The organism is Aphanizomenon sp. CS-733/32 (assembly GCF_028330045.1).
Lineage (GTDB): Bacteria > Cyanobacteriota > Cyanobacteriia > Cyanobacteriales > Nostocaceae > Dolichospermum > Dolichospermum gracile.
The window spans coordinates 1-11,293 of sequence record NZ_JAQMSE010000065.1 but is presented as its reverse complement, the minus strand read 5'-3'; the positions used below and the strand labels follow the sequence as shown (position 1 = coordinate 11,293).

General features: G+C 40.6%; 12 protein-coding genes. 5 read left to right on the top strand and 7 right to left on the bottom strand.

Annotated features, from left to right (window positions below; all coding sequences use genetic code 11):
• The first annotated feature begins 416 nt into the window (after positions 1–416).
• A complete protein-coding gene (locus PN471_RS05430; RefSeq protein ID WP_271775973.1) occupies positions 417–1,268 on the top strand; it encodes a Uma2 family endonuclease in 852 nt (283 codons plus the stop codon).
• A 111-nt stretch (positions 1,269–1,379) separates the two neighbouring features.
• Here PN471_RS05430 and rimM read toward each other — a convergent pair whose 3' ends face one another.
• The gene (rimM, locus tag PN471_RS05425; protein WP_271775972.1) at positions 1,380–2,051 is read right to left on the bottom strand and encodes a ribosome maturation factor RimM; all 672 of its coding nucleotides are present in this window, start codon (positions 2,049–2,051) and stop codon (positions 1,380–1,382) included.
• Between the two features lie 5 nt (positions 2,052–2,056).
• Positions 2,057–3,340, bottom strand: a complete 1,284-nt coding sequence (locus PN471_RS05420) for a valine--pyruvate transaminase (RefSeq protein WP_271775974.1) — start codon at positions 3,338–3,340, stop codon at positions 2,057–2,059.
• A gap of 305 nt (positions 3,341–3,645) precedes the next feature.
• On the opposite strand from PN471_RS05420, the gene PN471_RS05415 reads away from it, so the two are divergent.
• Positions 3,646–4,755, top strand: a complete 1,110-nt coding sequence (locus PN471_RS05415) for an S-(hydroxymethyl)glutathione dehydrogenase/class III alcohol dehydrogenase (RefSeq protein ID WP_271775971.1) — start codon at positions 3,646–3,648, stop codon at positions 4,753–4,755.
• Positions 4,756–4,832: 77 nt separating this feature from the next.
• Here the strand turns inward: PN471_RS05415 and PN471_RS05410 are convergent, their stop codons facing one another.
• From PN471_RS05410 to PN471_RS05400, 3 genes are read right to left on the bottom strand one after another with little or no spacing between them, the layout of a single operon-like run.
• Positions 4,833–5,231, bottom strand: a complete 399-nt coding sequence (locus PN471_RS05410) for a type II toxin-antitoxin system VapC family toxin (protein WP_193897093.1) — start codon at positions 5,229–5,231, stop codon at positions 4,833–4,835.
• Positions 5,231–5,521 (bottom strand): hypothetical protein, encoded by a 291-nt coding sequence (locus PN471_RS05405; protein WP_193897091.1) that lies wholly within the window; start codon positions 5,519–5,521, stop codon positions 5,231–5,233. The genes PN471_RS05410 and PN471_RS05405 overlap by 1 nt, the downstream gene beginning before the upstream one ends.
• Before the next feature lie 43 nt (positions 5,522–5,564).
• Complete coding sequence (locus PN471_RS05400; RefSeq protein ID WP_193897089.1) at positions 5,565–5,777, bottom strand: hypothetical protein; 213 nt, start codon at positions 5,775–5,777, stop codon at positions 5,565–5,567.
• A 50-nt stretch (positions 5,778–5,827) separates the two neighbouring features.
• Here PN471_RS05400 and PN471_RS05395 point away from each other — a divergent pair, with 50 nt between their 5' ends.
• Positions 5,828–6,325: a DUF29 domain-containing protein gene (locus PN471_RS05395; RefSeq protein WP_271775970.1), complete on the top strand. Its 498-nt coding sequence runs from the start codon at positions 5,828–5,830 to the stop codon at positions 6,323–6,325.
• 73 nt (positions 6,326–6,398) lie between these two features.
• Here PN471_RS05395 and hemW read toward each other — a convergent pair whose 3' ends face one another.
• Positions 6,399–7,583 (bottom strand): radical SAM family heme chaperone HemW, encoded by a 1,185-nt coding sequence (gene hemW / locus PN471_RS05390; protein WP_271775969.1) that lies wholly within the window; start codon positions 7,581–7,583, stop codon positions 6,399–6,401.
• A 385-nt stretch (positions 7,584–7,968) separates the two neighbouring features.
• Here hemW and PN471_RS05385 point away from each other — a divergent pair, with 385 nt between their 5' ends.
• Positions 7,969–9,045: a PIN/TRAM domain-containing protein gene (locus PN471_RS05385; RefSeq protein ID WP_193897083.1), complete on the top strand. Its 1,077-nt coding sequence runs from the start codon at positions 7,969–7,971 to the stop codon at positions 9,043–9,045.
• 131 nt (positions 9,046–9,176) lie between these two features.
• Here PN471_RS05385 and PN471_RS05380 read toward each other — a convergent pair whose 3' ends face one another.
• Positions 9,177–9,977: a M15 family metallopeptidase gene (locus tag PN471_RS05380; protein ID WP_271775968.1), complete on the bottom strand. Its 801-nt coding sequence runs from the start codon at positions 9,975–9,977 to the stop codon at positions 9,177–9,179.
• 151 nt (positions 9,978–10,128) lie between these two features.
• On the opposite strand from PN471_RS05380, the gene PN471_RS05375 reads away from it, so the two are divergent.
• Positions 10,129–10,944: a SirB1 family protein gene (locus PN471_RS05375; RefSeq protein ID WP_193897079.1), complete on the top strand. Its 816-nt coding sequence runs from the start codon at positions 10,129–10,131 to the stop codon at positions 10,942–10,944.
• Positions 10,945–11,293 lie beyond the last annotated feature (349 nt).

Sequence of the window (11,293 nt, the reverse complement as noted above, 5' to 3'; positions counted from 1 at the left end):
GTTTAACAGCTAAACGCCCAGAAGATGAGCCAGTGCGGTCTTGGGGTTTCCCCAAGTAGAGCAACTGGCGGTATCAGGACGCACTTTTGTGCAAACGTACTGAGTCTGGGAACTTGTGCAAACAAGATATTAAGATTGTGAGATCTTAAGAATCCCCGTGTCTTTAGACCGGGGAGTGTCAACAACATATATCCCCCATTTCTCAAAGAAGTCGGGGATTTGGTCGTTGGTAGACCATAATATTTGTTAAACTAAGACTGAGAAAAGCAAAATTTATTTAATTTATTTATAGCGGTATGCACTTGAATGAGATACAGAATCTACAGTAAAAGCCTTATGGCAAGAGACTCTTAACTCCTGACTCCTAATCCTGAATGGGCGCAGGTCCTGCGCCCCTACCTCCTGACTTCTGCTATATGACTTTCTCCCCTCCGTTGATTTCTCAATCAGATCCTCCCCTTCCCCCTTGGGAAAATCTGCCGACAATGTATGATTTACCTAGTGAAAACCCAGAGGAAAAAGGTTTGCCAGACGAATTTCATTTTTTACAACCTTTACTTTTATATCTGACCTTTCAACCTCTAAATTGGAGTCCAGAACTCATTTTTAGTGCTGCTGATATGAATCTTTATTATGATCTTCAGCATCCTTTATGGTATAAACGTCCAGATTGGTTTGGTGTCGTTGGCGGATCAAGATTATATCATGGTCAAGATTTGCGTTTAAGTTATGTTACTTGGCAAGAACCAGCAAATCCTTTTGTGGTAGTAGAATTATTATCTCCTGGTACAGAAGATGAAGATTTAGGAAACACAAAAACTGCTCAAGGTAAACCTCCTACAAAATGGGAAGTTTATGAAAGTATTTTGCGAATTCCCTACTATATTGTTTTTAGTCGCTATACCAATGAACTCCGCGCATTTCATTTAGTTGGTGGTCATTATGAACCAATGAATTTGACTACAGGGCGATTACTAATGCCTGAATTAGAGTTAAGTTTAGGATTATGGCAAGGTTCATTTCGAGGTATTTCTAAATTGTGGTTAAGGTGGTTTACTCTCGAAGGAGAATTAATTCCTGAACCGAGTGAAGAAGCTATTACTGCGATTGAAGAAGCTACTGCTGCGGTTGAAGAAGCTGCTGCTGCGACAAGACGAGCTATTATAGCTGAACAAGAAGCAACTGAAGCGAAAAGAAAAGCCGAAAAATTAGCAGAAAAGTTACGTCAATTAGGTATTAATCCTGATGAATCTGATGATGATTTATAGGCTAGAACACCGATTTAATAATCTGTAAAATGGGAATTTTTTGTAGGGACAGTGCTACCGTGACTGTCCCAAAACACTATCAAGGAAACTTACAGGTTTCATGAGATGTTTTTAATCATTAACTGACAATAAACCGGGGGGAGGAGTAATTTCAACTCGACGGGTTGCTAAATCAACAACAGGAACAATTTCCATCACAAAAGGAATTAAAACTGTTTTTTGTTCTTTATCAGTTTTAAATTCTTCATGGTTGGTGACAAAATCAGGATCAAATTTAACCTCTAATAAATCATGACCTGAAGGTAATATATCCACCACCGTTCCCACAAATTCCCCAGAGGATTGCATAAAGACTTGCAACCCTAGCAAATCTAACACATGAAATTCACCTTCTGCCAATTCTGGGCGATCGCTCACCGGCACAAAAAACCGACAATCACGCATATTTTCAGCTTGATGGCGATCGCTCACTCCCTTCAATTTAATCACATAGAGATTCTTATTCTCAAGATACCTTCCATGTAACAACTCCACCACTTCCAGTTCCGTTTCCCCTGGACGCAACAACCACCGGTTTCCCGGTTCTTCAAAGCGTTCAGGAAAATCAGTATTCGGATAAACCCGCAACTCCCCACTTAAACCTTGTGGTGCAACAACTTTGCCAATTTCCAACCAATCATCAAGGCTGGGGATTGGGGATTGGGGACTGGGGACTGGGGACTGGGGCCTAGGAGACCCCGCCCCTAGATTCTTCTTTGTGTTCTTTGCGTCTTCGTGGTTCATTTCTCTTACACACTTACAGCCGCAACTTCATAAACCTGTTCAGCAACTTTCGCTAAACGCTGCATACCGATAGTAATTTCCTCATCACTACCAGTTAAACTAATTCGCAGACATTGATGTTTGTGTTTCCATTCCTCCTTCAAACCAGGGAAGAAACTACTACCAGGAACAACAATCACACCCACCTTCTTTAATTCCTGGTAAAATTCCCAATCAGTCATCGGTAAATCTTGCAACCACAACCAACCAAAAATCGCTCCTTCACCACGATGTAAGAACCAAGGTAAATTTTTCGGCATTGCTGCTTCCAATGTACTTTCCAACACATCAAACTTTTGCTGATAGAAAGGACGAATCACATTTTCCGCGATATGGGCTAATGTCCCTGATTCTATCGCGCGGGCAGCGATCGCTTGACCATATCGAGAAGAATGAATCCCCACATTAGTTTGGAAACATTCCAAAACCTGAATCAGATTTTCATCCCCAATCGCTACCCCAATCCGTTCCCCAGGCAATCCCGCCTTTGATAAACTCATACAGTGGAGAATATTTTCCCCAAATACCGGAGTCATTTCCGTAAAATTCAAAGCCGGGAAAGGGGGTGCATAAGCAGAGTCAATCAGCACAGGCACATCATAAGGTGCAGCTAAAGCGGTGATCTTATTCACCTCATCATTAGTTAAAACATTACCAGTTGGATTACAAGGACGGGAAAAAATCACACAACCCGTATTTTCAGTAATCGCAAGTTGATTAAAATCAGGACGATATTTAAATCTATGTGCGTCTGCGTCAATATCCAGAGTAGGCTTATAAGCAACCAAAGCCTCTGGAAACAAACAAACACCACCATAACCAGTATAATCTGGACTTAAAGGCAGGACAATTTCTTTCAAACTGCCATCGCTAGTATAGCCACCAAAAGCGTTAGCGGCGTAAAAATAGATAGTTTGACTACCCGCAGTAATTAAAATGTTCCGCTCAGTTAAACTTAACCCATAACGCTGGTTAAAATCCTTGACAATAACCTCAATTAATGGTGAATAACCTTGACTTGAACCATAACGACAAACAACTTCACCGTATTCAGAACTAGCTAATAAATCCGCCGTACAATCGCGCCATAACTGTTCTACCTCTGGTAAAATCAACGGATTGCCAGCACTCAAATTATATAATTCCTGTCCCTTACTAGCTCTGAGGGTTTCGTTAATATCTTTCATAATCGCTCTTACGCCAGTTAAGTTGGACATTTGAGCGCCAATTTTCGTAAGGGCAGGTTTTATCATGTTTGTTACAGACTGAATTAATCGCAAAAGTGGATAAATTAAAAAATGGTTGCAGCTCAGACAAAATTTATTATAGTTGCCAAAACAGCCACTGCCTTTAACTAATTTAAACCAGTGAATGCGATTTTAACAAACTCTGATAGTTAATAAAGCCCCACTTGTGAAGGTGGGGGGTTTCTCATGTGATAGGTACTAATGTACTACACAGGAAATAATTTGACAAGTAATTAAAAATTCTCCTCTGTAGGGACTCTGCGCCTCTGCGTGAGATAAAATTACGTAAATTCCCCAAGGAGAATCAAATGGAAGTCAAAGCCGCAGTAGCGTACACCCCAGGTAAACCCCTCGCAATCGAAACCGTACAATTAGCACCACCACAAGCAGGGGAAGTATTAATTGAAATTAAAGCCAGTGGGGTTTGTCATACTGATGCTTTTACCCTTTCCGGTGATGATCCTGAAGGTTTATTTCCGGCGATTTTAGGACATGAAGGCGCTGGTATAGTTGTCGAAGTAGGGGTTGATGTCAAAAGTCTTAAACCAGGAGATCATGTAATTCCTTTATACACCCCTGAATGTCGGCAATGTGATTATTGTTTAAGCTTCAAAACCAATCTCTGTCAAGCAATTCGTGGTACACAAGGACGGGGGTTAATGCCCGATGGTACTAGCCGTTTTAGTATCGGTGGCGACAGGATTCATCATTATATGGGTACATCCACTTTCGCTAATTATACGGTATTGCCAGAAATTGCCGTAGCCAAAATTCGGGAAGATGCACCTTTCGATAAAGTTTGTTATATCGGTTGTGGTGTCACAACAGGAATTGGTGCAGTTATATATACAGCTAAAGTAGAACCGGGCGCAAATGTAGTAGTTTTTGGTTTGGGTGGAATTGGTTTAAATGTGATTCAAGGGGCGCGAATGGTAGGCGCAAATAAAATTATTGGTGTAGATATTAATCCCAATAAACGCGAATTAGCGGAAAAATTTGGAATGACCCATTTTGTGAATCCCCAAGAAGTTGCAGGTGATTTAGTTCCTTATTTGGTAGATTTAACAAACGGTGGTGCTGACTATTCATTTGAATGTATTGGTAATGTCAATATCATGCGTCAAGCTTTGGAATGTTGTCATAAAGGTTGGGGTGTGAGTGTGATTATTGGTGTTGCTGGTGCGGGTAAAGAAATCAGCACTCGTCCCTTTCAATTAGTAACTGGCAGGGTTTGGAAAGGTTCAGCCTTTGGTGGTGCTAGAGGGCGGACAGATGTGCCGAAAATAGTAGATTGGTATATGGATGGGAAGATTAATATTGATGATTTAATTACTCATGTAATGCCGATTGAAAGGATTAATGATGCTTTTGATTTGATGCACAGGGGGGAGTCTATTCGGAGTGTGGTGACTTTTTAGGGTTTTGATTTCGCGCAAAGACGCTAAGGAGCAAAGGCGCAAAGGAAGAAAGGAGTTAGAATGAATTTGGGTTATTACTAAGAGGTCAGCAATCTTACAAAACCTTCCTGCTCAAAATGACGATCTGTAGTTAGAGATTCCATTACATTTCTGCGGCGCATCAAAACGAAACTGACAGCATCGCACAACGAGTATGATTTATCCATGCGATTCATCAGGAGATTGACGGATTCTTGATGCAGTTCTTCATCAACCCATATTGTCTCAATATCGGGATTATCCAGTAAATCAGTTATGAAATTCAGAGATTCAATTCGTGGTAAATTCCGAACTTGAGCTAGTGCGACAAATTCGGATAGAACATAGCTATGGGTTAAGAAGGTATTTGCTGCATCGAAAGCTTTGATGGCGCTAAGATGTTGTGGCTCGCCGTTATGGATGTAACACAGTAAGCCTGATGTATCCAGAAATATCACTATGCAATTTCTCCAAGTTCATTGGCGTATGCTTTGGCGAGGTCAGTGTCAATGCTTTCATTGTCTGCACCTGTTGCATATCCAAGAGATATTATTCCAGCATGACGGCGAAATCGTTGGCGGGCAGATGCTTTTTCTATTTCATTGCGTAGTTTTGGTTTGATGGGATGTTTATGTTCTTTTAGGGAGGCGATCGCCCATTCAGTGATGGTTGTACCTGCTAATTCAGCGCGATGTCTGAGTTCAGCATAGTCGGCATCGCTAAGTTCTAGGGTGAGGACTTGACTCATTAGGTTTCATTTGAAAAGCTATCTTTTTATGATAAATCATTTTTTAAAATTCTTGATGGCTTAAATGATGGGCGATAGCGGTGCTACCATAGGCTATTGTGAATATGCTGTTTTGATTGACGCTAAATTCAAAGGGGCTATCGGTATGCTCATCACTGGACATTTCAATTTGATTTGGGATACCATTATGCCCGATGGTACTGTTGAAAAAAGTCCATACTGTAAATGGAAATAGTTCTGACTCAGTTGCAGCCATTAAAGAAGCAAGTTCGATTATAATTAATTCAAGGTTACTAGGTTTTAATTATGCAGACACAAAAGGCGAAAGAATCCGCTGTAAACCTGAATGATCATCTTTATGAAACTGATTTTTACGCCTGGACTCAACAACAGGCTAATTTATTACGTTATCAGCAATGGAATCAAGTTGATTTAGTTAATTTAATTGAGGAAGTTGAATCTTTGGGGAGAAAGGAACGCCAAGAATTAAGAAATCGTTTGAGTGTTTTAATTGGACATTTATTAAAGTGGGAATATCAATCATCAAAACGTAGTCGCAGTTGGTTAGCAACCATTCGGATTCAACGCCGGGATATTATAAAATTACTGAATGAAAATCCTAGTTTGCAGTCTTCTCTAGAAGTAGCACTTCAGGAAGCTTATGAAAATGCGAGGGATTTAGCATCAGGAGAAACCAATTTACCTTTATTAACTTTCCCTCCTCAATGTCTATATTTATGGGAAGATATAATTAACTTAAACTTTTATCCCGGTGAATCTGCAAATGATGATATGATGCAATAATCGGCTTTGCTAAATTGAAAAGTCTCAAATTTTTACTCTCTGCGCCTCTGCGCCTCTGCGTGAGGTAAAATCATCATTCTCCCAACCTTTCAAACAACTTCGCTAACATCACGTTAGAAAATATAAAACCATCGGGATCGCTAAAACGCAACCTATCCCCAACAGTCTTCACCCAACCTTGGGCAAAGTATGGTTGCAAACAGCTTTGAATTTTCTCTACTTGATGATTGCCAAAATTTACCGCTAGGGAATTTAAACTGATTCCTTCGGCTAACCGTAACCCTAACATGAGAGTTTCTAACAAAACATCTGCCTTTGGTGTGACTTCACAATCAATCACAGCACCGGTTTTTAACCATTGGTAATATTCCTGGGTTTTGCGGGGACGGGTGAAGCGTTTACCTTGAATATAACTGGCTGCACCCATGCCAAAGCCATAATAGGGACGATTTTGCCAATAAACTCGATTATGCTGGCATTGATGTCCTGGTTGGGCATAGTTGGAAATTTCGTAATGTTCGTACCCAGCATCAGTTAAGGTTTTTTGCCCCAGTTGATACATTTTGACTGTGGTTTCATCTGTGGGTAAAGGATGATCTCCCGGTTTGTAATAACGATTGAAGGCTGTTCCTGGTTCAATAGTCAGGTCATAGATGGAAATGTGAGTTGGTGTAGCTGCTACTGCTTGGGTTAAGGAATCTTGCCATTGCGCTAAGGACTGGTGCGGTAAGCCAGAAATCAAGTCTAAGCTAAATTCGGGAATCTCCACCTTGTGAATTAACTCTATAGCTGTAAATATATCTACAAGGGAATGCGATCGCCCAGCAGTTTTTAACAATTCTTCTTGGAAGGCTTGGACACCCAAACTGACGCGATTTACTCCTAAGCTGCGATAACCAGCAATATGTGCGAAATCAAAGGTCCCTGGGTCAACTTCCATAGAGATTTCTACCCCGGAGGCCATGCCAAATCGCTGTTCTAAGGTTGTCAATATAGATTGCAACTGTGCTGTTGATAATAACGAAGGAGTCCCACCACCAAAAAAAATTGTTTCTAAAGGTTGACCATAAGTTGGTGCAATTCTGATTTCTTGACATAAAACTTCAACATATTCGCCAATTGTCCCAGAATTTTCACCCCGTGAGCGATCGCCCACTACAAATACCGGAAAATCGCAATAAAAACACCGTCGCCGACAAAAGGGAATATGCACATAAGCAGAACCGGGCATCCCCCAACCAACATCTTTTTGACTCATGTTGAAAAATAGTGAAGTTAATTTAATCTGACTGTTAAAAATAATGAAAATGAGGAGTTAGTTTACAACTTTTTATCCTTTTTCCCTAAAAATAAAAATAATATGCAGTAAAAACCCTTTGGTTATAATGTTGGCATATTCTGTCTGCCTGAGCAGCTAAGATCATTCCATCACAACAAAGGACTCACCTGAGTTCGGTGTTAGGGGTTTCTCCTTCGGAGACGCTACGCGAACAGAGTTATGATTTTTTCAACGAGATCATAAGGTTTTGAGACTCATATTTGGGGCAGTTTTCCAAACATCCTCTTATGTCGAACTCGGGTGGACTCAAACAAGCATACTTTACTCTATCGAATAAATATCGTTGTAGGAACACAACACAACCATGCTGGATGTCATTATTATTCTCTCATTTATCTTGGCAGCGGCGGGGATAGGTTATTTCAGCACCGACCTCCTCCCCCCAGGTACTCTCACTGGAGTTACCAATTTAGATGCCTTACGCTTAATTCTAGCCGTGTTTGCTGCCATTATTGGTGGTGCAGTGGGCTTAAGTTTCCAGACTACATACCGTCGTCTAGAATCACAAGTCCGGGAAATGCCCCTAGAAGTCATCTTAACCCGTGCCATTGGCTTAGTAATTGGGCTACTACTCGCCAATCTGATGTTAGCCCCGCTATTTTTATTACCCATTCCCCCAGATTTTGGTTTTATCAAACCTCTTGTCGCCGTTGTTGGCAGTATTATCCTCTCTGTCACCGGGATGAATTTAGCAGATACTCATGGAGGAGGTTTGTTAAGATTAATTAACCCCAATACTGTCGAAAGCATGGTAGTGGAAGGAACTCTCAAACCTGCCAACACCAAAGTTTTAGATACTAGCTGTATTATAGATGGTCGTATTGAAACACTACTAGAAACGGGATTTCTGGAGGGTTTAATTCTTGTCCCCCAATTTGTTTTACAGGAATTGCAACAAGTAGCTGATGCGAGTAAGGATCAAAAACGGGTCAGGGGAAGAAGAGGATTAGAAATTCTCAACCGCATTCGGGAAACTTACCCGGAACGCATTTTAATTAACCCTGTAGACTACGAAGATACTCCCACCGTTGATGCTAAATTAGTCCGTTTTGCTCAAGAAATCAATGGCACATTACTTACCAATGATTACAATTTATCTAAAGTCGCCAGTGTCCAAAAAGTTCCAGTTTTGAATGTTAATGATTTAGTAAATGCCGTCCGTCCGAATTATTTACCTGGTGATAATCTGGATTTGAAAATTCTCAAAGAAGGAAAAGAACCAACTCAAGGCATTGGCTATTTAGATGATGGCACAATGGTAGTAGTGGAAGAAGGTAGGGGTTATGTGGGTGGTGAATTACGAGTAGTAGTTACCAGCGCCTTACAAACCTCCGCCGGCAGAATGATTTTCGCCAAACCCCAAGCTTCTGCCTTAGCGTAAGGAATATGGCACGGAAAACTAGAGTTAAATTATGTAAATCGGTGTGGGGAAACTGCACCGATTTTGTTGATTAATGTCAAACAGGATATGGTTATCTAATTAATATTAAGTAGGTTGGCGTTGAAATATGATTATGGTGTTTTTACAGGTTGGATATTTTTGGCTTTATAAAATGTTTCTAAACTATCAGTATCACCGACGAAACGCCAATGCCAAGGTTCATAACTGACACCTTGAAGATTATTTTTCGGAAAGGAAAGTTCAAAACTAAACTTCGCCGCATTGGCTTGTAACCACTGATAAGCTTTGGTATTATCAAAATTGGCTTGGAGATTAGTGGCTCGGACCGTGCGATCGCCAATATCTACCGCATAACCTGTATGATGTTCACTATGATTTGGTGGCGCGCTGAGGGCTGCTCGTTCTGCTGGAGTTTGATTACGCTGTGCGCTTACACCAAAAAACAACTGTTTTTGCTCTTCCACAGACCGAAAGCCAGAAATTGGTACTAAAATTACACCCGCACTTCTAGCTGCTTGTACCATTGCTTGAAATTTGACAGCGGCAGCTTTTCTCATTCTGATTCTGCCGTCGTCCGTAATTGGCGATAATTCTGATGCTGGTGCTTCTGAGTACGGAAAATGCCCCAACACCGTATCATTATCACTAACTGGGGTATTGGTAGCTACAGGTGTAGAACTAATTGGTGTAGCTAGAGAATTAGCAGTTGGCTTAGGTGTCGTCAACGAGAACAAAAAACCACTAGTCACAGCCAGCAGCAAAAATCCTGTTAATCCACCTATAATTAAAACCACAGGTTGGACTTTGATCTTAGATCCGGCATCATTTGTATCGCGTAAAGCTACTGGTATATCATCACCAGAGAGAGGGTAGGAATTGTGTGGTTTTTTAGGAAACCCAGCTTTATTCAAGTTTTTGCTCCTGTTTGTGTTTAATAGTCAGTTAAAAGGTTTTAGAATGGATAGCTCCGAACTATGTTCCATAAATCTATTGAATCATCTAAAATAAGGGTAGACACAAAAAACTCTGTACTTTTCTCTAATCGCTTCATCCTGATTGCTTATGAACTTCTCGTCAGCACGACAGTATTTTTACCAAGAGATTCAACAACCTGACGAGGATATCAATCTCGCAAAGGCAGCTTTATATATTGCCCAGGAAGAATATCCAGATATTGATACTGAAGAATATTTAAATGCTTTTGATACAATGGCGATGGAATTAGAAGAAAGGTTGCCTTCTTTTCGCTATCCTCTACGGGTTATTCAAAGTATTAATCAGTATTTATACGAAGAATTAGGATTTGATGGTAATAAACTTGATTATTATGACCCCCGCAATAGTTTTTTAAATGATGTCATTGAACGGAAAACGGGTATTCCGATTACTTTGGCACTGGTTTATATGGAGGTAGCCAAACGGATTGATTTTCCGATGGTTGGGGTAGGAATGCCGGGACATTTTTTGATTCGTCCAGATGTGGAAGATATAGGGATTTTTGTGGATGCCTTTAATGGTGGTGAGGTGATGTTTGCCCAAGACTGTCAAGAAAGACTTTCACAAATTTATCAGCAAGAGGTGACGCTCAGGCCTGAATTTTTAGCGGTTGTGAGTAATCGGCAATTTTTAACGCGAATGTTGACTAATTTAAAATATATTTATCTGCAAAAGCAGGATCTAGAAAGGAGTTTAAGAACCGTAGAACGGATTTTACTGTTGTTTCCAGAAGCAAGTTTTGAATTAAGAGATAGGGGTTTATTGTATTATCAACTAGGGCATTTTTCTCAAGCGGCGGAAGATTTACAAATTTATTTAATTAAAGTTCCTGATGCTAGAGATAGAGATGTAATTCGTCAATTACTTGCTAAGTTGAATTAGGTGGTTGTATAATTTCCTTAGAGGGTGTTTGAAAAGTCTAATTTATTACTTGCAAGGGCGACTAGAAGTCGCAGCTACACAGACGAAACCCACCTTCGTGGGTTCAAAAGCCTTGATTTTTCGTTAGTCCACGCAGGTGGACTTTGTTTGTGCAGTAGCGATTTCTAATCGCCGGAAACTTTTCAAACATCCTCTTAATCGAGTCAGAATGGTGACGTACTCCACACACTCCCTTTCAGGTGAGTGTGGGCTTCTCAGTGACTCCTCTATGAGGACATTAACTGAGCTTTAAGACCGTGCGCCCCACGGTTCTTTGGTTTTGAGATTTGTTTTTTGTTTTGTAGGCTGC

What these genes read in the sequence shown, in the direction of transcription:
- PN471_RS05430 (WP_271775973.1), top strand. Translation starts at nt 417, where the DNA reads ATGACTTTCTCCCCTCCGTTGATTTCTCAATCAGATCCTCCCCTTCCC.
- hemW (WP_271775969.1), bottom strand. Translation starts at nt 7,583, where the DNA reads ATGAGTCAAAAAGATGTTGGTTGGGGGATGCCCGGTTCTGCTTATGTG.
- rimM (WP_271775972.1), bottom strand. Translation starts at nt 2,051, where the DNA reads ATGAACCACGAAGACGCAAAGAACACAAAGAAGAATCTAGGGGCGGGG.
- PN471_RS05415 (WP_271775971.1), top strand. Translation starts at nt 3,646, where the DNA reads ATGGAAGTCAAAGCCGCAGTAGCGTACACCCCAGGTAAACCCCTCGCA.
- PN471_RS05405 (WP_193897091.1), bottom strand. Translation starts at nt 5,521, where the DNA reads ATGAGTCAAGTCCTCACCCTAGAACTTAGCGATGCCGACTATGCTGAA.
- PN471_RS05375 (WP_193897079.1), top strand. Translation starts at nt 10,129, where the DNA reads ATGAACTTCTCGTCAGCACGACAGTATTTTTACCAAGAGATTCAACAA.
- PN471_RS05385 (WP_193897083.1), top strand. Translation starts at nt 7,969, where the DNA reads ATGCTGGATGTCATTATTATTCTCTCATTTATCTTGGCAGCGGCGGGG.
- PN471_RS05400 (WP_193897089.1), bottom strand. Translation starts at nt 5,777, where the DNA reads ATGGCTGCAACTGAGTCAGAACTATTTCCATTTACAGTATGGACTTTT.
- PN471_RS05395 (WP_271775970.1), top strand. Translation starts at nt 5,828, where the DNA reads ATGCAGACACAAAAGGCGAAAGAATCCGCTGTAAACCTGAATGATCAT.